The organism is Mesonia oceanica, assembly GCF_902499555.1.
Taxonomy (GTDB): Bacteria; Bacteroidota; Bacteroidia; order Flavobacteriales; family Flavobacteriaceae; genus Mesonia; species Mesonia oceanica.
Map to the genome: position 1 here is coordinate 1 of NZ_CABVMM010000003.1, position 21,596 is coordinate 21,596.

Below are 21,596 nucleotides of genomic sequence, written 5' to 3' on the forward strand. Positions count from 1 at the left end.
CGGACGGTACGACGGAGACCCCATTGTCCCAGAACCCTGGCATAGCCTTGATCAAGACCGCGACCTTCAATGATGAGAACGGCGATGGCTTTGCACAGGCTGGCGAGACGATCGATTATGTGTTCACGTTGACCAATACGGGAGATGTGACCTTAACGGACATTAGTATTGATGACCCACTGGTAGGGGTAAGCGGCAGCTTGTCAAGTCTGTCCCCTGGCGCAGTAGATGATACGAGCTTTACGGCGACCTATACGGTCACCCAGGCCGATGTGGACAACGGAAATGTTTCCAACCAGGCGACTGCCACAGGTAACTATACCGATGGCAACGGGAACCCGCAGACCACGGAGGACCTATCGAGCAGCAGCAGTACTACCGAGGACGATACGACGGTGACCCCGTTCAACCAAAACCCGGGCATAGCCTTGATCAAGACCGCGACCTTCAATGATGAGAACGGCGATGGCTTTGCACAGGTGGGCGAGACGATCGATTACGCTTTTAGCGTGACCAATACCGGGGATGTGACCTTAACGGACATCAGCATTGATGACCCACTGGTAGGGGTAAGCGGCAGCTTGTCAAGTCTGTCCCCTGGCGCAGTAGATGATACGAGCTTTACGGCGAGCTATACGGTCACCCAAGCTGATGTGGATAATGGAAATGTATCCAATCAGGCGACCGCCATAGGTAACTATACCGATGGCAACGGGAACCCCCAGACCACGGAAGACCTATCGAGCAGCAGCAGTACTACCGAGGACGATACGACGGTGACCCCGTTCAACCAAAACCCGGGCATAGCCTTGATCAAGACCGCAACCTTCAATGATGAGAACGGCGATGGCTTTGCACAGGTGGGCGAGACGATCGATTATGCCTTTAGTGTAACCAATACCGGTGATGTGACCTTAACGGACATCAGCATTGATGACCCACTGGTAGGGGTAAGCGGCAGCTTGTCAAGTCTGTCCCCCGGCGCAGTAGATGATACGAGCTTTACGGCGACCTATACGGTCACCCAGGCCGATGTGGACAACGGAAATGTTTCGAACCAGGCGATGGCCACAGGTAACTATATCGATGGCAACGGGAACCCCCAGACCACTACGGACCTTTCGGACAACAACAGTACTACCGGGGACGGTACCACGGAGACCCCATTGTCCCAGAACCCTGGCATAGCCTTGATCAAGACCGCGACCTTCAATGATGAGAACGGCGATGGCTTTGCACAGGCGGGCGAGACGATCGATTATGTGTTCACGTTGACCAATACGGGAGATGTGACCCTAACGGACATCAGCATTGATGACCCACTGGTAGGGGTAAGCGGCAGTTTGCCGAGTTTGGCCCCCGGTGCAGTGGATAATACGAGCTTTACGGCGACCTATACGGTCACGCAGGCCGATGTGGACAACGGAAATGTTTCCAACCAGGCGGTGGCCACGGGTAACTATACCGATGGCAACGGCGATCCCCAGACCACTACGGACCTATCGGACAACAACAGCAATACCGAGGACGATAGTACGGTAACGGTATTTACCCCCGAAGGTTTTACAGGGGTGAACGCGTGTGCCGATGAGATAGGGATAGGCATTTTGCTCCCCATAACAAATGATGTGCTGGTACTGGAGAACGCCTATTCCGATAGCTGTGGAGCGGTAACGGCAAGCTTTAGCGGTCAGGTACTGACCGGTGACAGCTGTTCCTGGAGCTTGGCAAGGACCTTCACGATGAGTGGCGGTTGTTATACAAGTGACTTTACGGTAACGATGGTACATAGCGGGGGTGACCAAACCGCTCCGGAGTTTGTAGAAAGCCTTCCCAACAATATGATTGTTCAGTGTGATGCGCTGCCTGCGGTAGCGACCTTAACGGCAATCGACAATTGTGGCAGTGCGACGGTTGTTTTCCAGGAAAGTACCATAGCAGGTGACTGTGCCAATGAGTATACGCTGATCAGGGAATGGACGGCGACCGATGCCTGTGGCAATGCGGTAACGCACAGCCAGGCGATAGAGGTGATAGATACCCAGGCCCCCACATTTGATCAGGGGCTACCGGGTGACCTGGTACTGGAATGTGGCCAGGGGGTACCCAATGCGCCTAGGATAACGGCCAGTGATAACTGTGGGGCGGCAACGCTTAGCTATACGGAGACTGTTGAAGACCAGTTATGTGCGAATACCTTTACCATTGTCAGGAATTGGGTGGCGACCGATGCGTGCGGCAATGCACGTGAGCACACGCAATATATATTTATAGAGGATACCACAGCGCCTGTATTTATCAGTGACCTTCCCGGGGACACCTTTGCCACCTGCGATGCCATTCCGGCAGCGGCAGAATTATTGGCCCGAGACAACTGTTCCGATGTAGAGGTAAGCTTTAGCGAAACAGAGCAGGATGGAGATTGCGGTCACCGCTATAAGTTGATCCGGGAATGGGTGGCCACCGATGGTTGCGGTAATTCAGAGACCTATGTACAAGAGGTGACCGTTGCCTGTAAGATAACCAAAGGGGATATCCATAATGCGGTAAACACGGATAACAGCCTTTATGACAACTATTTCAAGATCGACGGTATCGAGTGTTACCCTAACAATAGGGTGAAGGTCTTCAACCGTTGGGGGAAAGAGGTCTTCAGTGCCGAGGGTTACGATAACAAGGACCATGTATTCAGGGGGTATTCCACTTCCAATGGTACCCTTAGTGGTTCGTCCGGCCTTCCCACAGGGAACTACTTCTACATTATAGAATATCAATTCAATATAGATGGTCAAGAAGGCGGTGATGTCCTGCAGAAAAGCGGTTATCTATATATCAACAATGGTAACGATTAACAAGGAATAACTTAAGAAGAACAACATGAAGTATTTATATAGATTACCGGTTTTACTTGTCCTTTTGGCCTTTGGCCCTAAGGGGCATTCCCAACAGGATTCGCAGTTTACCCAGTATATGTACAACACCCAGACGGTGAACCCTGCCTATGCGGGGAGCCGTGGGCTGCTCAGTTTTACCAGCTTATATAGATCACAATGGGTAGGGCTTGAGGGGGCCCCGGAGACGCTTAATTTTGGGGTCAGCTCCCCTTTGGGCGAAAGGGTTGGTGGCGGCCTTACCTTCTTTAGGGATGAGATAGGGATATCCGTGGAGAAGAACATTACGACCAACTTTTCCTATACCCTTCCCTTAAATGAAAGGGAAGCGTATTTTTCTTTTGGATTGGGGGCCGGGGTGAATATGTTGGATGTGGATTACAGTAAGCTGAACCCAAATGATGTGACGGACCCTTCGTTCAGCCCTTCCAATAATGTAGAGAACCTGACCTCACCGGTAATCGGTCTGGGCCTTTATTTCCGTAGTGGTGACACTTGGTATGTAGGGCTATCGGCACCTAACCTATTGGAGACGGACCATTATGACACTGCCAGTGTGAGTAAGGCCAAGGAGAAGATGAATGTATACCTGATAGGGGGCTATGTTTTTGATTTGAGCCAAGATTTAAAGTTCAAGCCTGCCCTTTTGGCCAAGGCCGTGGAAGGAGCGCCGGTTGCCGTTGATGCCTCGGCTAACTTTTTGCTATGGGACAAGTTGACGGCGGGAGCTGCCTACCGCTGGGATTCGGCAGTAAGTGGGCTGATCGGTTTTCAATTTTCGAGGGCCATTTTTGTGGGCTATGCCTATGACCATGATCTCACGGATTTATCGAACTATAACAGTGGATCCCATGAGTTTTTCCTAAGGTTTGAGCTGGGGGGCTCCGATCGTGGTATTATAAGCCCCCGTTTTTTCTAGTTAAAACATAACAAACCAAAGCAGATTATGAGTTTAAGAAAATACATTACAAAAATAAAGGGCCTTGTTGTTATCACGTTTCTTTTTATTGGTGCCCAGGTGCTGGGACAGGGCAAAAAACTTTCAGATGCGCAATCGGCCTATTCCAAGTATAATTATATGGAAGCAGCCGATATATATGAGTCCGTTGCCAATAAGGGGTACAGGTCGGTAGAGCTTTTCCAGAAGCTGGGCAATAGTTACTACCTTAACGGGAGGTACGAAGATGCCGCGAAATGGTACGGGGAGCTCTATGCCCTGAGCAAGGACCAGCCGAATATCTATAACCTGCGCTATGCGCAGTCTTTAAAATCGGTGGGCCTTGAAGGCCTGGGGGAGGAATATTATGATAGGTACCTATCGAATTTGGACAAAACGGAGGAAGGCTATCTATCTGTCGGGGACTATCTGGATTTGATAGAGCAGAATTCTGGGCGCTACGACCTAAAGAAGGAACCTTTCAATAGTGAGGGGATTGATTTTGGCAGTGCATATTTGGGTACCGACAAAATGGTGTTTGCCTCCAGCCGGGACAAAGGGGTGTTGATCCGCCGGAGGAGCAAATGGGACGGGCAGCCCTTTTTGAACTTATATGAAGTGGGCATAGGGGACGACTCATTATCGGAAAAGTCCCCCCGGCTTTTTAAAAGCGGGATAGAGGGGAAGTACCATGAGTCGACCCCTGTTTTCACCAAGGACGGGCAGACGATGTACTTTACCAGGACCGAGCCCAAGGGCCTGGATAAAGGCTCCCCGCTATACCTAAAGATCTACAGGGCGCACCTGGTGGATGGTAAATGGACCGGAGAAGAGGACCTAACGATCAATGGGGATACCTATAATACGGCGCACCCCATGCTAAATGTAGGGGAGGACCGTTTATATTTTGTTTCCGACCGCAAAGGTGGCGAGGGCCAGACGGACCTATATTACGCCCCGATCGGTGGTGACGGTAGTTTGGGGGAAATGGTGAACCTGGGCAAAAAGATCAATACCCCCGGTCGGGAGTCCTTTCCCTTTATCAGTGCGGACAACAATCTATATTTTTCATCCGACGGTCATTTTGGCCTAGGGGGCTATGATGTTTTTTATGTAAAGCTTCAGGATGGGGAAAATGGCATTGAAGGTGGGATCTTAAATGTGGGCAGGCCCATCAACTCTTCCTTTGACGATATATGTTATGTGGTACGGGACAGCCTGGGCTATGTAAGTTCGAACCGTATAGGTACGGGGACCGGGGAAAGCTTTGACAATATTTATGGTTTTATAGAAAAGGAACCCATAAGGCAGGTATATATCAAGAGCCGTTTGCACGGGAAGGTAATGGAGGTCAAGACCCATATGCCCATAGCCAACGCCAGGGTAGAGGTATTCGATGTCAACAATGTCCTGTTGCAGACCTTGACCACGGATGAAGGGGGCGCTTATGACACGGAGGTAGCTTATGAGCCCGCCTATATATTGAAGGCCGGTAAGGAAGGGTATTCCAGTGCCGATGATTATTCCGTTGCAAAGCAAGTGGACAGGGAACATGATTTTGAGCTGGAGCCCAAGCCACAAATGACCAAGGGAACGGACCTGGCGAAAATACTGAACATCCCCATGATCTATTTTGATCTTGACAAATCCAATATACGTCCGGATGCAGAGGTGGAGCTACAGAAGATAGTGGAAGTATTAAAAGAGTACCCGGATATGAAGATAGATATACGCTCCCATACGGATAGCCGGGCCAGTGACAGCTATAACCTGAGGTTATCGGACAGGCGTGCAAAATCCACCTTGGAGTATTTGGTGACCCACGGGATAGATCGTAGGCGTTTGACGGCCAGGGGCTATGGGGAGACCATGCTGCTCAATAACTGTAGCAATGGGGTAAAATGTAGCGAGGCGGAACATCAGCTCAACAGGCGAAGTGAATTTATTGTGATCAATTAAAACAGCCCTGTTATAACAACCTTACAGGACCTTTTGGTGCTGTGCGGATGGTATTTAAAGCACCCTCTATATCGATAGGGGGTGCTTTTTTTGTTTGTGCTAATAGAACAAGGTAGTTTTTAAGGGAAGCTTAAGCCTACATATGAAGGGATTTAACAAGCTCGAGGTATTTTCTTTTTGCTATGGGAATTGCTTGGCCATTCTTTAGTTTACAGGCATATCCCTGCTTTTTGTCAATCTCTGTGATGGCATTAATTCCTATTAACCCTTCTCTATTATTATCATTTACATTTATAGAACCGATTAAACTTTTAACCTGTTCTAGGTTAGTAAGAATTTTTTCTTCAATTTATTTAAACACTGTGCCGTCCTAAAATAAGTTGACAAAATTTCAACTTATTTATGAATCCTCCAAAGAGATCAATTAATAAACGTACTTAGCGTGATTACAATTTAGGCTTTAAATTGGTCGTGGTATTAGGTAGAAAAGGCGAGATGGTCTACAAGCAAGCTCAAAAGGCTTATGGTATTCAGGGAAGGAGCATTTTGGTTTGGTTACGAAAACACGGTACCTTAGATTGGAGCAAATTACCCAATCTTGCCTGTGTCCACCCACCAAAAAAATCAAGAGGTTAAAAAAATATACCAACCTGATCAAAGAAGCAAAGCCGGTTAGGCCGGAACAGTATTTTGTAAGTGAAATCACCTATGTCAAACGTAGAGAAAGTACCCATTAACTCTGCTTGGTGACAGATACTTTCAGTAGAAAAATAATGGGATATCACCTAAGTGATGATATGAGTGCTGATAATGTGGTAAAAGCAATGAAGAGGGCCAACAGAAAAAGGAAGTCCTCTAAAGAGTTGGTACATCATTGTGATCGGGAATTGAAATGCTCGAATGCAATACCATCCATGCGACGGATATGATGCTTATCAGAATGCATAAGCAGAACGCATTAACGGGTTTTAATAAAGAAATGTAATACAGGCAAAGAGCTAAAGCTATTGGTTCAGCAATCTATAGAAACATATCATAAAAAATCCCTAGAAGCTAGCTTCTAGGGATCAATTTAATAGTTGTTAAAACTGTCAACCTATTTTTTAGGATGACTCAAAAAGTATGGAGTGATTACCAAATGGCTACACGCTCTTTTGGTGCTAAGTACATAGAATCTCCTTCTTTAATATCAAAGGCTTCATAAAAAGCATCTACGTTTTGAAGTGGTACGTAAGCTCTATACATTCCGGGAGAATGCGTATCGGTTTTAATTCTAGAACGTAAAGCCTCTTCTCTCATCTTTGTTCTCCAAATAGTCGCCCAAGAAAGGAAGAAACGTTGTTCTGGAGTCAAGCCATCTATTTTACCGGGACGTCCGTGCTCTTTATAATACATTTGAAGACCGTCATAAGCAGCTAATACGCCTCCTAAATCTCCAATATTTTCACCTAAGGTATATTTTCCGTTAATGTAAACGCTATCTAATACTTCAATATCACTGTATTGTTCTGCAAGTTGATTTCCTCTTTCGGTAAACTTCTCTAAATCTTCATCGGTCCACCAGTTTTTAAGGTTTCCATCGGCATCAAAACGAGCTCCACTATCGTCAAAAGCGTGTGAGATTTCGTGACCGATTACCGCACCAATTCCACCGTAATTTACAGCAGCATCAGCTTTGTAGTTATAGAAAGGTGGTTGTAAAATAGCAGCAGGGAATACAATCTCATTATTAAATGGATTGAAATAAGCATTCACCGTTTGTGGTGACATTCCCCATTCTTTCTTATCTACCGGTTCATTGATTTCAGAAAGGTTGTCTCTGAAATTCCATTCTGAAACGGCAGTCATATTATCGTAATAACCTTTATCGGCGCTTACTTCTAATTTAGAATAATCTTCCCACTCATCCGGATAACCAATTTTCACGGTAAATTTATCTAACTTCTCAATTGCTTTTTGCTTGGTGCTGTCGGTCATCCAATCTAAACGCTCAATTCTATTTTGGTATGCAGCGATGACGTTGGCAATCATTTCTTCAGCTTTAGCTTTAGCTTCCGGTGGAAACTTTTCATCTACATAAAGTTGTCCTAAAGCTTCTCCAACCGTTCCGTTGGTAGTAGCTAAAGCACGCTCTTTTGCCGGACGCATTTTTTTAGCTCCGTTTAAAGTTTTGCTGTAAAAATCCCAATTGGCTTTATCCAATTCTGTAGTAAGTCTTCCTGCAGCATTGTTTAGCGTGGACCAACGCATAACGGTTTTCCATTTATCAACATCTCCTTCAGCCAATACTTTTTGAAGTTCTTCCATGTATTTTGGCTGCATAACGATGATGGTATCCAGTTCTTTTTCAACCCCTAAATCGCTAATGTATTTTTTCCAATCAATCGCCGGAACCATTTCTTGAATTTCAGCAATAGTTTTTGGATTGTTGAAATTTCTAAAATCACGGCTTGCTACCTTATCTAATCTAGGTTCAGCCAAGCGGGTTTCAAAAGCTAAAATTTCTTCCGCTTGTTTTTTAGCACTCTCTTCACTATCTCCTAAATACTGAAGCATACGTGTGATATGATCTACGTATTGCTGTCTAATTTCTTTAGATTTTTCATCTTGGTCGGTGTAGTATTCACGGTTGGGTAAACCTAAACCTCCTGTCGTGATGTAAGCTGAATTGATATTGCTATTAGAGGGGTTAGAGAAAGCTGCAATTCCAAAAAATGGATCTGAAACCGTTGCCGGATTTTTTGCAATAACTTCCTGTAAATCTTTTACATCTTTGATGCTTTTAATTTTTTCCAAAGCCGGTTGAAGCGGTTTTAATCCTGCTTCATTTCTGGCTACCGTATCCAATTGTGTCTCAAAAACTGCTAATGCTTTTGCTTGGTCGGTTTCAGGTCCGTATTTTTCACTTTTTTGAGCGTTGTCGATAATCGCTAAAACATCATCATCGGTGCTTTTTCTTAATACTTGAAACCCTCCCCAAGATGTTCTGTCTTCCGGAATTTCAGTCTCTTTCATCCAATTCCCATTAGCATAATCGTAGAAATTGCTTTTTGGGCTCACTGTAGTATCCATATATTTTAATTCGATACCGGGAGTGGTTTCTTCCTCTACTTGAACTACTTCCTTGTTGCCTTCCTCTTTGCAACTAAAAAGAGAAATAGAAGCCGTCGCCAGTAAAAGTAAGGGTTGAACTCTTTTTTTCATCATTTAAAATTTAACAGTTATGTTTGTTTGTAGCTTATCCTTAAGTTTTGTTACTTTTTCTGCTTTAATTTATCTATTAAAGGCTTATCGTGTTCTTTATTGATTAATCTTATTTCTGAAACCTTTTCATTAGGAATAGTAATAGATAGTACGTAATGCTGAACTTTCCATTGGTTGTTCACTTTTTTCATCACTCCAGAACCACGGCAAATCCCCATTTGAGTATCCAGTAATTCATCAAACCAAGCGAATTGATGATCTTCTGCTATATAAATATTTCTTTCTAGCGGAGTAAAATCCCAAGCTTGTCCTTTATCAAAATAAGGTTTAGAGAATTCTTTAAACTCGCTAAAGTTCCAGTTTTCTGAAGCATCGGTTCCTATAAATACAGAATTTTCAGTCATTAACCCAAAATAGTCATCAAAATTAGCTGCTGCTGCTGCCTGATGCCAGTTGTTTAATTGTTGCTGAATTTTTTCTTTTTCTTGAGAAAAGATAGGAAGTGAAATAAAAGCAAGAAATAATATTAGCACTCTTTTCATTTTTTCTTTTTGAGTTGAAGGTTAGGGATGGAATCTGGTTTTAATTTGGCCAGACTATCTTGTCTTTTATTGCGTTCATCCAATTCAAACTCAAAATCCTCTAGCGGTTTATGGAAAACTTCATTTAATTGAATTTCCAAATTGCCAAAAGCGATGTATAAATCTTTGCTTAATTCTTGAATATTCTCTGCTGTGGGTTGTTGCCGCTTGGCTTCTTGCGATAATAAATGAGCTTTGGTAAGCAATACATTTAACCGGGCTTTAATAGGTGTTTCTTGAAATTTTTCAGGAATAGAATCTTGCATTTCGGTAATTGAACGAAGCATGTTATTGCTGTTGTCTACCACTTCTTGAAAAGTGAAATTCTCTAAGCGTTCAATTTCATTTTTTGTAGTGAGGTAAGCCATCCAATTGGTGGTAGCTGTTTTTGCTTCCGGAAGTAATTCAACATTTCTATTCTTGGGAATTTCTAATTTTTGCGAAAATTTTTGAGCGTTTTTTTCATGAAAGGAAGCGTTTTCTTCAGAAGTCGTTTCTTCTTTGCCTTCACATGCCACAAAGCCCCAACACAATAAAATAGCGGCAAAAAATAGGTATGTTTTTGTAAATCTCATCAATAAAATAAATACGGCGAAATATAGTAAAATTTATTCGTTTAGAAGCCTAAAAAAGATTTTGTAATCATCCTCAAAAATTGTTCTTTTGATAAAAAATTAGCGATAAAGAGGCTTTAAATTAAAAATTTTTCAAAAGAATGGCTACAAAGATACTTATAATTGGTGCTTGCGGACAAATAGGAACTGAACTTACTTTGGCATTACGCGAAAAACATGGCGAAAACAATGTGATTGCGAGTGATATAAGAGAAGGAAGTGAAGAACTCATGAAATCGGGGCCTTTTGAAAAAATAGATGCGACCAACTATAAAGCCATTGAAGATATTGTGATGCACTATGAGGTAGATGAAGTTTACCTGATGGCAGCGATGTTAAGTGCTACAGCCGAAAAATTCCCGATGCGTGGCTGGAGTTTAAATATGGATTCGCTTTTTAATGTATTGAATTTAGCTAAAGACAAGAAAATAGAAAAGGTATTCTGGCCGTCAAGTATTGCGGTGTTTGGACCTTCGACACCTAAACTTGATACTCCGCAAACAACCGTGATGGAACCTACGACCGTTTACGGAATTAGTAAACAAACCGGGGAACGTTGGTGTGAGTATTACTATAAAAAATATGGGGTAGATGTAAGGAGCATTCGCTATCCCGGTTTAATTAGTTACAAAACCCAACCGGGTGGCGGAACCACCGATTATGCGGTTGAAATTTTTCACGAAGCTTTGAGCCACAAAAAATACACTTCATTTTTAAGTGAAGAAACCGCTTTGCCCATGATGTTTATGGACGATGCGATTAGAGCTACCATTTCGTTGATGGAGGCTCCAGCAGAAAAGTTAAGCATTCGATCTTCTTATAATTTAGGAGGAATTAGTTTTACCCCCAAGCAATTGGCAGAAAGTATTAAAGCTGAAATTCCTGACTTTGAGATTTCTTATGAACCGGATTTTAGACAACCTATTGCCGATTCTTGGCCTTCCAGTATAGACGATTCTCAAGCTCAAAAAGATTGGAATTGGAAGCATGAGTTTGACTTAGAAAAAATGACCAAAGCAATGCTGAAAGGTCTCAAGAATAAGTAGCCCCGCCAAGAATCGAACTTGGATCTAAAGTTTAGGAAACTTCTATTCTATCCATTGAACTACGGGGCTGTTAAATAACTTCCAGTAAATTGCTAGAATTTAAATAGCGATATCATCTACATTGATGAGATTATTTTTCGCTGCAAATATAATAAGTCCTGCAATATTTTTGGCTCCTGTTTTTTGAAGAAGATTACTTTTATGGGTTTCAATGGTTTTCTGACTTAAAAACAGTTTTTCTGCAATTTCTTTAGCGGTAAGTTGATTGCATAAGAGTTTTAGTACCTCTACTTCGCGTCCACTAAGATCATTGACATTTCCTAAAGGTACTTTGGGAGGTGCTGCTTGCATTTGTGAACGTAGAACCTCTAATTGATCTTCGTTAAAATGATGTCCGTTTTTGGCTACATTTTTAATAATCGGGATCAGTTGATCTTTTTCAATTTCTTTAGGCAAAAACGCATTGGCACCTAGTTTAAACATATACCCAATGTAAATAGGTTGGTAATGAGAAGATATAATTATTTTTTTGGTATCAATCTCGTTTTTAGTGCAGTGATTAAGCAAAACTTCCCCAGAACCATCTTTTAGCTTTAAATCCATTAGAATGACATCGGGAGTGGGTTCGGTTTTCAATTTTTCAATAAATTCCACTAATGAATAACCGATGAAAATTACTTGAAACTCTTCTTCAGCATTTAAGAAATCCCGTAATAAATTGGCCACCAATTTATCGTCTTCTAAAATGGCTAAAGTAGTCTTAGGTGGTGTAGTCATAAACTAACATAAATTTACTTCCTTGTGGGAAATTGGGTTTAAATTTATAGGTAGCGTGAATCTGTTTGGCACGCAGTTCAATATTTTTGGTACCTAAGCCCTTTTGTATGTTTTCAGGCTTGAAACCAACGCCAAAATCTTCAATAACCAATAATACATAATCAATCGTGATTTTTAAGCTGATATCTATTTTTTCGGTTTGGGCGTGCTTTTGGATATTAGTAAGAACTTCCTGAAAAATCCTAAACAAGTGTAGTTTTACAGTATTGTCAAAAACAATTCCTTCGGTATTACTTTTAAAGAAATGAATGTTATATTCTCTTTGTAAGGGAAATAGAAAAGCTTCCAACATCTCTTCTAAGGTATGGTTTTCTATGAGTGGAGGAGAAAGCTCATGTGAAATGTTTCTGGCGGTTTGAATGCTTTTGGTGATGTAACTGCCCAGCTCTTTTTCATTATTCAATAGTTTTACCTGGTATAATTGAGCAATTAGATTATCGTGAATTTCAGAAGCAATCCGGTTTCTTTCCCGTTCTTGAATCTCAATACTGGATTCTAGCAAGGCCTTTTGATGGCTCAGCTTGATCTTCGACTCTTCCTTGATGCGTTGTACGTATTTGCGAACAAGTATAGCAATAAAAACCAGCAATCCTAAAAATAGGAGTAGGTTTCCTAGAATCCACTGAATGGGGGCTATGCTTTCTTCAAAATTTTCCACGTGCAAATACTTAAGGTTAGAAAATATAGTAATAATGCTATTGCTCGTACTAACCATACCCAAGCTACAATTTCAAATTTTCCAAATAACAAATAATTATTGACGAATGAAATTGAAAAATCAATTCCAAAAAATAAGAGAATTGAAAAGCAAATAATCAAATGATTATTATTAAACTCTTGTTGTTGTAACAATTTGAATATACCTAACAGAGTAAGTATAACTAAATAGCCATCATAAATTACCCAATCGTAAGCCTTAAAATTTGTAAGACTACTATGAAAAACAAGCTTGATTATTAAAGGTAAACATCCTAAGCCCAATAATAAATAAAATTTTTTCTTTTCTAGTTCAAAATAGTATTTGTAAAAATAATAAGTTAAATAACAAAAGTTGAAATAATACGATATTGAGACTAAATTTAAATTTGAGAGTACTAATTTTGCTAGGATACTATTTATAATTTGAATTACTAATAAAATTAATAAATAGTATCCTAAAGGATTTTTAGTCTTGGTTTTTAAAAATAAAAATGAACCTACCAAAAGTATAAGGTTTATCGTTAAATCTAAACCAATCCAAACCCAATCCTGTATTTCTTTCATATTGCTATCTAAGCAAATTAAATTTATTGGGGGTTAAACTATAGGGAGGATGTGGATGAGAAGTATCAGCAAAAGATTCCTTTACTAAACTAACTCCTGCTTCTGGGTCGTTATTAAAATCGGTTTTCGCTAAGATAACTTCCATATCATAGCCTTGCACTTCTTTGGTTTCATAATATTTTAAAGCAAACGTAGCTTTAAGGTTTTCAAATTTTTTATTTATAAAAAGGTCCTTTAAATCTAAAAATGGAATCGTAAATACCTGTACCATTTCTCCTTGCTCTACGCTTTCTTTTTCTTGGCGTAAAGATTGTTTATGGCAAATCCAAGCATTTGAACATAATACCCAATTGGTGATGCGGCTATCTGCTTCACTAGGAGGTAAAGTGCTTTTAAGTAGCGAGTTCGAGAGGCCAGGTAAATTATCAAAATATTCTTCAAACCTCTTTTCAAATAAATTTACACCTACAGTATAGTTTCCACTAGAATCGGTTATGTCATCTACTAGATAAATAACAAAATCGTTATTTTTATTAATGGCTAAGTAACAATTAATGTTGTTGGGTGTCGGCTTTATTTCTGACCAGTTTTTAAAATCATTTTCAGATATTAAAAAACCGTTCCCTGAGTTAAGAAATTTTATTGCGTTTTTTCCATTTCTATTCAAATTCCAATTTTGAATATTTTCTTTAATAGTGGTGAGGTCACTCATAATCTATAATTTTTGGTTTTTAGTTTGTAGGGTAAATTTAAATAAATTAAGCTTTATTTAACACGGTTTTTTCTCTAAAATTAATCAATAGGGGTTTTTCCCCTTTTTTAATTTTGGGGATTACTACTGAGGATTAAAAGCGTTGATTTGCTTTACTTTACCATGTTGAAATAACACAAAAACTAAAGTCTAATATTATGAATGCAACTTTATTATCTTCAGTAATGGTTCCAGAAACAGCTATTTTCGATTTATTAAATATTAAGTCGGAGAATATTGATAGAGCTTTACGCGTATTAGAATATTCTTCTTCTGAGAATGATGTAGAGCGAATACTTTTTAAACAAAAGGAAGAGAAAGTTTATGTTTTTGATAAAATTGAAATTCAAAAAAATAAAATAAGCAATAAGGCTAGTGTTTGCCTTAGAAAAAAAGGCGCAAGTGCCAATCTGTTAAAAGTAAAAAATTTAATTGATAAGTTATATAAGCTTTATGGAGAAGACGATCTCTCTAAAAAAAGGTTTGCTTTAAATGACTTATTAGATGCTAATCACGGAAAAGAGGTTTGCCGTGAATGGGAACATACTTCGTACCCTGTGAATATTTCTTATAACAAGGATAAAATTATTGAAATGAAAATTGACCTTGATTAAGAGTTTCTCATTCAAATTTTTTAAAGTTTGATATTTGTTTTGTTTTTAAGGTGAGCGTAAGCTCACCTTTTTGTTTATATAGATGTGATAATTTCTGCTGCTTTTAATAAAGTTGCTTTCTTTTTGGCAAAGCAAAACCGGAGAATCTGTTCGTCTTTTTGATTTTTATTGAATACAGAAACGGGGATGGTTGCCAATCCTTTTTCCTTTATTAATCGTAAGGCAAAATCGGTATCTTTCTCGTTGGAGATATTTTTATAAGAGGCGGTTTGAAAATAGGTGCCTTGCGCCGGAATAAATTGAAATCTAGAACCTTTGATTTGTGCTAGAAAAAAATCCCGTTTCTCTTGATAAAAAGCTGAAAGCTCTATATAATGTTCCGGGTTTTGTAAATATTCATTTAATGCCCATTGCATCGGATGGTTTACACAGAATACATTGTATTGGTGTACCTTCCTAAATTCTTTCATCAATACTTTTGGAGCAACACAATAACCGATTTTCCATCCGGTGACGTGAAAGGTTTTTCCGAAGGAATAAGTGATCAAAGAACGTTTGGCCAATTCTGGAAATCGAGCTACACTTTGGTGTTCTTTGCCATCATAAATGAGGTGTTCGTAAACTTCATCACTCAGTATTAGAATATTTGTATTTTCAGTTAATTGTTGAAGCTGAAGCAAATCTTCTTTTTCTAAAACTGTTCCTGTTGGGTTGTGAGGAGTGTTGATCACGATCATTTTGGTATTGGCATTTATTTTTGCTGAAACTTCTTGCCAGTCAATCTTGTATTCAGGAGCTCTCATTTCAACCAAAACAGGTTTGCCGCCATATAGTTCTATGGCAGGTTCATAGCAATCGTAAGCCGGCTTAAAAACGATGACTTCGTCATTGGGTTGTATAAAAGCTGAAATAGCTGTGAAAATAGCTTGAGTAGCTCCTGCGGTAATTGTGATTTCATGTTCCGCGGAATATTTAAGTTGATAGCTATTGTTAAGTTTTTCAGCTAAGGTTTCTCGTAGTGAACCTAATCCTGCTAGTGGAGCATATTGATGATGATTGTTATCCAGCGCCTGTTTTACCAATTCTACTAATTTTGGGTTAGGAGGGAAGTCAGGAAAACCTTGAGAAAGATTAATGGCGTTGTATTCCTGAGCTAATTTGCTCATTTTGGTGAATATGGTGGTTCCCACGTTAGGGAGTTTGGAAGATAGGTTCATCATCTATATTTTCTAAGTGTTTTATAACTTCTTCTAAACAGGAGTTTAGATTTTCTTTAATATCTTTTTGCCAAAAGCGGAATACTTGATAGCCATCTTGCTGTAGTGCTTGATTCACCTCTTGATCCCGTTGCATGTTGCGCTCTATTTTCGGAATCCAAAAAGCGCGATTGGATTTTATGTTCTCTTTTTTCTCATTCCATTTGTAGCCGTGCCAAAATTCGCCATCAATAAAAATGACGGTTTTGTATTTTTGAAAAACAATATCGGGTTTCCCAATTAGCTTCTTGTAGTTTTTACGGTATCGATATCCTAAATGCCAAAGGGCTTTCCTAAACTTCACTTCCGGTTTAGAATCTTTCCCCTTAATTTTCGACATGATTTTTGACCGCTTTTTAGTAGTATAAAAGCCGGACGCTTCGTTAAAACGGGGAACTTTTATTTTTTCATTTTTATAGGTCACCTTAAAAAGATATAAAAAATGATTGGTTTGTTAGCGGGAACAGGTCATAAAAAAATCCCAAACTCAATTCAATGAATTTGGGATTTTAATTTATATAGATAAATTTTTTATCCTTTTGAAGTAGCGCTCATGTATTCGCGGTTCATACGAGCGATGTTCTCTAAAGAAATTCCTTTAGGACATTCAATTTCGCAAGCACCGGTATTACTACAATTTCCGAAGCCTTCTAAGTCCATTTGACGCACCATATTTTGTACACGTTCTGTGGCTTCTATTTTTCCCTGGGGAAGTAAAGCGTATTGTGAAACTTTTGCTGAGGTAAACAACATCGCACTTGCATTTTTACAAGCAGCTACACAAGCTCCGCATCCAATACAAGTAGCGGCATTAAAAGACTCATCTGCATCATGTTTGTTTACAGGAATACTATTGGCATCTATGGTATTACCAGAAGTATTAACAGAAACATACCCACCTGCTTGTTGAATACGGTCAAAAGCCCCTCGATCTACAATTAAATCTTTAACTACCGGGAAAGCTTTTGCTCTAAATGGTTCAATTACAATGGTATCACCATCATTAAACGAACGCATGTGCAATTGGCAAGTAGTGACCAATCTATCGGGACCATGAGGTTCTCCGTTTATCTGTAAAGAACAAGCACCGCAAATTCCTTCACGACAGTCGTGATCAAATTCTACGGGATCTTCTCCTTTGTTAATCAATTCTTCATTTAAAACGTCTAACATCTCAAGAAAAGACATATCGCCCTCAATCCCATCAATAGGATAAGTAACCATTTTCCCCTTATCGTTAGCGTTTTCTTGACGCCATATTTTAAGTGTAAGTTTCATATCTTTTAGATTTTAGTATTGAGTATTGAGTACTGAGTCGCTAAATTGTAACAGCTCATAGCTCAATACCGGCATCTATTTATAGCTTCTAGTTTTTAATTCAATATTATTGAAGACCAATTCTTCTTTGTGAAGTTTAGCATCCATTGGGTTACCGGTGTATTCCCAAGCAGCTACATACCTAAAGTTCTCATCGTCTCTGAGTGCTTCTCCTTCTTCTGTTTGGTATTCTTCTCTAAAGTGACCTCCACAAGATTCATTTCTATGTAACGCATCTTTGGCAAATAATTCTCCTAATTCTAAGAAATCTGCTACTCGTCCTGCTTTTTCTAATTCAGCATTCTTGCTCTCGGCAGTTCCTGTTACTTTAACATTTGCCCAAAAATCTGCCCTTAATTCTTTGATTTCTTCTAAGGCTTCTTTTAAACCTTGTTCGTTTCTAGCCATACCACATTTATTCCACATGATTTTTCCTAGTTTCTTGTGGTAATAGTCTACAGAATGCTTTCCGGCTGCGCTCATTAATTTTGAAATCCTTTCTTTCACATCTTTTTCTGCAGCTTCAAATTCTGGTGAATCGGTAGAAATTGCTCCGGTTCTAATATCGTGAGAAAGGTAATCGCCAATAGTGTAAGGCAATACAAAATAACCATCGGCAAGTCCTTGCATTAAGGCAGAAGCTCCAAGTCGGTTAGCACCGTGATCAGAGAAATTCGCTTCTCCTGCAGCATAACAACCCGGAATGGTGGTTTGTAAGTTATAATCTACCCAAAGACCTCCCATCGTATAATGTACCGCCGGATAGATCATCATCGGAGTTTCGTATGGATTTTGATCTACAATTTTTTGGTACATCTGGAAAAGGTTTCCGTATTTAGATTCAACGACCTCTTTTCCTAACTTGATAATTTCTTCTTCAGAAGCATTTTTATGTCCAGAAGAGAAAGCTTGTTCTTTTCCATAACGCTTAATTGCGCTAGCAAAATCTAAAAATACTGCTTCTCCTGTTTTATTAACTCCAAATCCGGCATCACAACGCTCTTTTGCAGCTCTGGAAGCCACATCACGAGGCACTAAGTTACCAAAAGCAGGATACCTTCTTTCTAAGTAGTAATCTCTTTCATCTTCAGAAAGTTCTGTAGGTTTCTTCTTTCCTTCCCGAATTGCAATCGCATCTTCTTTTTTCTTGGGTACCCAAATACGTCCATCGTTACGAAGAGACTCCGACATCAAGGTCAATTTAGACTGATGATCTCCTGAAACTGGAATACAGGTGGGGTGAATTTGCGTATAGCAAGGATTGGCAAAATAAGCTCCTCTACGGTGTGCTCGCCAAGCAGCCATCACATTACTTCCCATCGCGTTGGTAGATAAGAAAAATACATTTCCATAACCTCCGGAAGCTAAAACCACGGCGTGAGCTGAATGTCTTTCAATTTCTCCGCTCACCATATCTCTGGCGATAATTCCACGGGCTTTTCCATCAACCAATACCAAATCCATCATCTCGTGACGGTTAAACGATTGTATTTTACCACGGTTAATCTGGCGGTTCATTGCAGAATAAGCACCTAGTAACAACTGTTGTCCCGTTTGCCCTTTGGCATAAAAAGTTCTAGAAACCAATACACCTCCAAAAGAACGGTTGTCTAAGTACCCGCCATATTCACGAGCAAAAGGAACTCCTTGGGCTACGCATTGGTCGATAATATTTCCTGATACCTCAGCAAGACGATAAACGTTCGCTTCACGAGAACGGTAATCACCTCCTTTTACAGTATCGTAAAAAAGACGGTAATCTGAATCACCATCTCCCTGATAATTTTTTGATGCATTGATCCCTCCCTGCGCGGCAATTGAGTGCGCACGTCTAGGAGAATCTTGGTAACAAAATGTTTTTACATTATAACCCAATTCTGCTAGTGTTGCTGCTGCAGCACCTCCTGCTAAACCGGTTCCTACCACAATAACATCTATATTACGCTTGTTAGCTGGATTAACCAGGTTAATATCATTTTTATGTTTTGTCCACTTATCTTTAAGCGGCCCTTCTGGTATCTTTGATTCTAAAACTGACATAATCTTTCTACGTATTATAAGTTATTGATATAGTGGTAAAGAGCTATAAAAATAAAGCCTAAAGGGATTATAATAGCATAAGCTACTGTAAAACCTCTTAATCCTTTAGCGTATTTATTGTTCCAACCAACAGATTGGAAAGATGAAGAAAAGCCGTGCAATAAGTGTAGCATCAAGAAAATAAATGATACGACATATAAAATCACACGAATGGGGTCTTGGAATTTCTCTACTAATTCCCCATAATATCTTCCGGCATCTTCAGGATGTCCTTCTATGTATTTGTGTACCAATTCAGGTACCCAAAAATCGTAAAAGTGCAATCCAAGAAATGCCAATACCACTAATCCAGAATAAATCATATTTCTAGACATCCAACTGGAATTTCGGTTTCCTTTGTAGCTTACATAATTGATAGCTCTTGCTTTTCTATTATGTATCTCTAAAACTATACCCATTACAAAATGAAAAACCACTCCAAAAATAAGAACGGGTTGTAACACTGCTTGCACAAGAATGTTGGTACCCATAAAGTGGGACCATTCATTAAATGTATCCGGAGAAATTACAGATGAGAAGTTGATGGTAAAGTGTTGACCTAAAAATAGAACAAGAAAGAGTCCTGATAAAGCCATAGCAAATTTTTTTGCTACAGAAGATTTTATTAATCCACCCATTGGTTTTGAGTATTTAGATAAATTTTCACACAAAAATAAGCTTCCAAATACTTACTGGCAAACTTTCACAATCGTTTCTGCTTATTTAGAATTAGTATAAGCTATTACGTTTTCGTAAAAAGAAAGCTCAAAAAAAATTATCAATCCAACAGCTAACAAACGTTTATTTTTATAATTTTAGGCTTGTAATTTGGGCGCATCCCTGCGGGTCGGGCTCTCGCGAGTCGCTTTTTTGTTTTGTTATTTCGAGCGGAGTCGAGAAACAAAACAAAAAGAGCTTCAACAAATCGCTCCATCCCTTGCGCAAACCATAGCAGTTATATAATGGATTTTATAGATTATTACCAACTTTTAGGAATTAACAAATCGGCAAGCGAGGCAGAAATAAAAAAGGCCTATCGCAAAATGGCTAGAAAATACCATCCCGATTTGCATCCCAATGATCCTGAAGCACAGAAAAAATTTCAGCAAATCAATGAAGCCAATGAAGTGCTCAGCGATCCTGAAAAACGTAAAAAATACGACCAGTACGGTAAAGATTGGGAACATGCTGAGCAGTATGAGCAAGCCCGTCAACAACAAAGTTCCGGCGCAAGACAATCCGGCGGCTTTGGAGGCTTTAGCGGTGGTCAACACTATTCCGGGAATTTTGATGACGATACTTTTTCAGACTTTTTTGAGCAAATGTTTGGTGGACAGGCCAGAAGTAGAGGGACGGGGAGAACAGCGCAATTTAAAGGCCAAGATATTCAAGCCAATCTTCAATTAAACTTAACCGATGTTTATAAAAGTCAAAAACAAGTCATCAATGTTAATGGTAAAAAAATTAGGTTCACGATTCCTGCCGGGGTTGAAAATGAACAAACCATTAAAATAAAAGGTTATGGCGGAGAAGGTATTAATGGCGGTCCCAAGGGAGATTTGTTTATTACCTTCCATATTTTAAACAATACTTCCTTTAAACGTGAAAAAGCCAATTTGTATAAAACTGTCGAAATCGATTTGTACACCGCTATTTTAGGAGGAGAAATCACCGTGGATACCATTGATGGAAAGGTGAAACTGAAAGTAAAACCAGAAACACAAAGCGGTGCCCAAGTGAAGCTAAAAGGCAAAGGTTTTTCTAACTATAAAAAGGAAAATGAATTTGGTGATTTGTATTTAACCTATCAGGTGAAATTGCCCAAAAATCTTTCCGCTAAAGAAAAAGAACTATTTAAAGAACTTCAAAAATTAAGCTCATGAAGTCAGAAGATTATATAGAGATCACAGAAATTTGTACTTACTACAAGGTAGAACAACATTTTATTGAGCAACTTCGGGATAGTGGATTTTTAGAGTTGGTAGTAATTCAACAAAAAGATTATTTGCCTTATCGATTTATTCCAAAATTTGAAAAATTGCGACGCTTGCATTACGAATTGGATATTAATTTGGAAGGTTTAGAAGCTATTGAAACTTTATTGGAAAAAGTAGAAGAATTGCAAGAAACCAACCGGAAATTGAAAAATAGATTGTCGTTATACGAATAAGTTCAACTTTTCTTTCTAAAGTTTTATCACTTCCGGAAAGGAATTTGAATAGGCTTTCATAAATTTGAAAAAATTCA

Annotated in this window: 20 protein-coding genes and 1 tRNA gene; 8 read left to right on the plus strand and 13 right to left on the minus strand. The window is 39.6% G+C overall.

Annotation, left to right across the window (positions count from 1 at the left end):
- The first annotated feature begins 23 nt into the window (after positions 1-23).
- The 4 genes from FVB9532_RS03845 (at position 24) to FVB9532_RS20025 (ending at position 6,716) form a co-directional block, all read left to right on the plus strand.
- A complete protein-coding gene (locus FVB9532_RS03845; protein WP_449405560.1) occupies positions 24-2,852 on the plus strand; it encodes a T9SS type B sorting domain-containing protein in 2,829 nt (942 codons plus the stop codon).
- Between the two features lie 25 nt (positions 2,853-2,877).
- The gene (locus FVB9532_RS03850; RefSeq protein ID WP_150543892.1) at positions 2,878-3,810 is read left to right on the plus strand and encodes a PorP/SprF family type IX secretion system membrane protein; all 933 of its coding nucleotides are present in this window, start codon (positions 2,878-2,880) and stop codon (positions 3,808-3,810) included.
- 27 nt (positions 3,811-3,837) lie between these two features.
- Positions 3,838-5,787 (plus strand): OmpA family protein, encoded by a 1,950-nt coding sequence (locus FVB9532_RS03855; RefSeq protein WP_150543893.1) that lies wholly within the window; start codon positions 3,838-3,840, stop codon positions 5,785-5,787.
- 773 nt (positions 5,788-6,560) lie between these two features.
- Positions 6,561-6,716, plus strand: coding sequence for a hypothetical protein (locus FVB9532_RS20025; protein ID WP_394349645.1), 156 nt, complete (start codon positions 6,561-6,563; stop codon positions 6,714-6,716).
- A gap of 202 nt (positions 6,717-6,918) precedes the next feature.
- Here FVB9532_RS20025 and FVB9532_RS03870 read toward each other — a convergent pair whose 3' ends face one another.
- Genes FVB9532_RS03870 through FVB9532_RS03880 form a run of 3 tightly spaced genes read right to left on the minus strand, consistent with a single transcriptional unit; the run spans position 6,919 to position 10,147 of the window.
- Positions 6,919-8,991: a M13 family metallopeptidase gene (locus FVB9532_RS03870; protein ID WP_150543894.1), complete on the minus strand. Its 2,073-nt coding sequence runs from the start codon at positions 8,989-8,991 to the stop codon at positions 6,919-6,921.
- Positions 8,992-9,041: 50 nt separating this feature from the next.
- A complete protein-coding gene (locus FVB9532_RS03875) occupies positions 9,042-9,533 on the minus strand; it encodes a nuclear transport factor 2 family protein (RefSeq protein WP_150543895.1) in 492 nt (163 codons plus the stop codon).
- The gene (locus FVB9532_RS03880) at positions 9,530-10,147 is read right to left on the minus strand and encodes a hypothetical protein (RefSeq protein ID WP_150543896.1); all 618 of its coding nucleotides are present in this window, start codon (positions 10,145-10,147) and stop codon (positions 9,530-9,532) included. The genes FVB9532_RS03875 and FVB9532_RS03880 overlap by 4 nt, the downstream gene beginning before the upstream one ends.
- A gap of 140 nt (positions 10,148-10,287) precedes the next feature.
- On the opposite strand from FVB9532_RS03880, the gene FVB9532_RS03885 reads away from it, so the two are divergent.
- Positions 10,288-11,232: an L-threonine 3-dehydrogenase, SDR-type gene (locus tag FVB9532_RS03885; protein ID WP_150543897.1), complete on the plus strand. Its 945-nt coding sequence runs from the start codon at positions 10,288-10,290 to the stop codon at positions 11,230-11,232.
- Here FVB9532_RS03885 and FVB9532_RS03890 read toward each other — a convergent pair.
- The 5 genes from FVB9532_RS03890 to FVB9532_RS03910 form a co-directional block, all read right to left on the minus strand.
- Positions 11,230-11,301: transfer RNA gene (locus tag FVB9532_RS03890), tRNA-Arg, on the minus strand. The two genes, FVB9532_RS03885 and FVB9532_RS03890, sit on opposite strands and share 3 nt — an antisense overlap.
- Before the next feature lie 30 nt (positions 11,302-11,331).
- The gene (locus tag FVB9532_RS03895) at positions 11,332-12,009 is read right to left on the minus strand and encodes a response regulator transcription factor (protein WP_150543898.1); all 678 of its coding nucleotides are present in this window, start codon (positions 12,007-12,009) and stop codon (positions 11,332-11,334) included.
- Positions 11,993-12,727: a sensor histidine kinase gene (locus tag FVB9532_RS03900; protein WP_150543899.1), complete on the minus strand. Its 735-nt coding sequence runs from the start codon at positions 12,725-12,727 to the stop codon at positions 11,993-11,995. Before FVB9532_RS03900 ends, FVB9532_RS03895 begins: the two co-directional genes overlap by 17 nt.
- A complete protein-coding gene (locus FVB9532_RS03905; protein WP_150543900.1) occupies positions 12,703-13,332 on the minus strand; it encodes a hypothetical protein in 630 nt (209 codons plus the stop codon). The genes FVB9532_RS03900 and FVB9532_RS03905 overlap by 25 nt, the downstream gene beginning before the upstream one ends.
- Before the next feature lie 4 nt (positions 13,333-13,336).
- Positions 13,337-14,044, minus strand: a complete 708-nt coding sequence (locus FVB9532_RS03910; protein WP_150543901.1) for a hypothetical protein — start codon at positions 14,042-14,044, stop codon at positions 13,337-13,339.
- 197 nt (positions 14,045-14,241) lie between these two features.
- Here FVB9532_RS03910 and FVB9532_RS03915 point away from each other — a divergent pair, with 197 nt between their 5' ends.
- Positions 14,242-14,697, plus strand: coding sequence for a hypothetical protein (locus FVB9532_RS03915; protein WP_150543902.1), 456 nt, complete (start codon positions 14,242-14,244; stop codon positions 14,695-14,697).
- A gap of 74 nt (positions 14,698-14,771) precedes the next feature.
- Here the strand turns inward: FVB9532_RS03915 and FVB9532_RS03920 are convergent, their stop codons facing one another.
- The 5 genes from FVB9532_RS03920 to FVB9532_RS03940 form a co-directional block, all read right to left on the minus strand.
- Entirely contained in the window at positions 14,772-15,917 is a 1,146-nt protein-coding gene (locus FVB9532_RS03920) for a methionine aminotransferase (RefSeq protein WP_317132286.1), read from the minus strand.
- Positions 15,889-16,377 carry a very short patch repair endonuclease gene (locus FVB9532_RS03925; RefSeq protein WP_150543903.1) on the minus strand — a complete coding sequence of 163 codons (489 nt, stop codon included), beginning with the start codon at positions 16,375-16,377 and terminating at the stop codon, positions 15,889-15,891. The genes FVB9532_RS03920 and FVB9532_RS03925 overlap by 29 nt, the downstream gene beginning before the upstream one ends.
- A gap of 107 nt (positions 16,378-16,484) precedes the next feature.
- Positions 16,485-17,231: a succinate dehydrogenase/fumarate reductase iron-sulfur subunit gene (locus FVB9532_RS03930; RefSeq protein ID WP_150543904.1), complete on the minus strand. Its 747-nt coding sequence runs from the start codon at positions 17,229-17,231 to the stop codon at positions 16,485-16,487.
- 75 nt (positions 17,232-17,306) lie between these two features.
- Positions 17,307-19,310 (minus strand): fumarate reductase/succinate dehydrogenase flavoprotein subunit, encoded by a 2,004-nt coding sequence (locus tag FVB9532_RS03935; protein WP_150543905.1) that lies wholly within the window; start codon positions 19,308-19,310, stop codon positions 17,307-17,309.
- Between the two features lie 14 nt (positions 19,311-19,324).
- Positions 19,325-19,987 carry a succinate dehydrogenase cytochrome b subunit gene (locus FVB9532_RS03940; protein WP_150543906.1) on the minus strand — a complete coding sequence of 221 codons (663 nt, stop codon included), beginning with the start codon at positions 19,985-19,987 and terminating at the stop codon, positions 19,325-19,327.
- Positions 19,988-20,311: 324 nt separating this feature from the next.
- Between FVB9532_RS03940 and FVB9532_RS03945 the strand changes: the two genes are divergently transcribed.
- Both FVB9532_RS03945 and FVB9532_RS03950 read left to right on the plus strand, forming a co-directional pair.
- A complete protein-coding gene (locus tag FVB9532_RS03945; protein ID WP_150543907.1) occupies positions 20,312-21,232 on the plus strand; it encodes a DnaJ C-terminal domain-containing protein in 921 nt (306 codons plus the stop codon).
- The gene (locus FVB9532_RS03950; protein ID WP_150543908.1) at positions 21,229-21,519 is read left to right on the plus strand and encodes a chaperone modulator CbpM; all 291 of its coding nucleotides are present in this window, start codon (positions 21,229-21,231) and stop codon (positions 21,517-21,519) included. Before FVB9532_RS03945 ends, FVB9532_RS03950 begins: the two co-directional genes overlap by 4 nt.
- Positions 21,520-21,596: the final 77 nt, after the last annotated feature.

Bases quoted from the DNA above. Each gene is read 5' to 3' on its own strand.
- FVB9532_RS03850 (WP_150543892.1), top strand. From the start codon at position 2,878: ATGAAGTATTTATATAGATTACCGGTTTTACTTGTCCTTTTGGCCTTT.
- FVB9532_RS03855 (WP_150543893.1), top strand. From the start codon at position 3,838: ATGAGTTTAAGAAAATACATTACAAAAATAAAGGGCCTTGTTGTTATC.
- FVB9532_RS20025 (WP_394349645.1), top strand. From the start codon at position 6,561: ATGGGATATCACCTAAGTGATGATATGAGTGCTGATAATGTGGTAAAA.
- FVB9532_RS03870 (WP_150543894.1), bottom strand. From the start codon at position 8,991: ATGAAAAAAAGAGTTCAACCCTTACTTTTACTGGCGACGGCTTCTATT.
- FVB9532_RS03875 (WP_150543895.1), bottom strand. From the start codon at position 9,533: ATGAAAAGAGTGCTAATATTATTTCTTGCTTTTATTTCACTTCCTATC.
- FVB9532_RS03880 (WP_150543896.1), bottom strand. From the start codon at position 10,147: ATGAGATTTACAAAAACATACCTATTTTTTGCCGCTATTTTATTGTGT.
- FVB9532_RS03885 (WP_150543897.1), top strand. From the start codon at position 10,288: ATGGCTACAAAGATACTTATAATTGGTGCTTGCGGACAAATAGGAACT.
- FVB9532_RS03895 (WP_150543898.1), bottom strand. From the start codon at position 12,009: ATGACTACACCACCTAAGACTACTTTAGCCATTTTAGAAGACGATAAA.
- FVB9532_RS03905 (WP_150543900.1), bottom strand. From the start codon at position 13,332: ATGAAAGAAATACAGGATTGGGTTTGGATTGGTTTAGATTTAACGATA.
- FVB9532_RS03910 (WP_150543901.1), bottom strand. From the start codon at position 14,044: ATGAGTGACCTCACCACTATTAAAGAAAATATTCAAAATTGGAATTTG.
- FVB9532_RS03915 (WP_150543902.1), top strand. From the start codon at position 14,242: ATGAATGCAACTTTATTATCTTCAGTAATGGTTCCAGAAACAGCTATT.
- FVB9532_RS03920 (WP_317132286.1), bottom strand. From the start codon at position 15,917: ATGATGAACCTATCTTCCAAACTCCCTAACGTGGGAACCACCATATTC.
- FVB9532_RS03930 (WP_150543904.1), bottom strand. From the start codon at position 17,231: ATGAAACTTACACTTAAAATATGGCGTCAAGAAAACGCTAACGATAAG.
- FVB9532_RS03935 (WP_150543905.1), bottom strand. From the start codon at position 19,310: ATGTCAGTTTTAGAATCAAAGATACCAGAAGGGCCGCTTAAAGATAAG.
- FVB9532_RS03940 (WP_150543906.1), bottom strand. From the start codon at position 19,987: ATGGGTGGATTAATAAAATCTTCTGTAGCAAAAAAATTTGCTATGGCT.
- FVB9532_RS03945 (WP_150543907.1), top strand. From the start codon at position 20,312: ATGGATTTTATAGATTATTACCAACTTTTAGGAATTAACAAATCGGCA.
- FVB9532_RS03950 (WP_150543908.1), top strand. From the start codon at position 21,229: ATGAAGTCAGAAGATTATATAGAGATCACAGAAATTTGTACTTACTAC.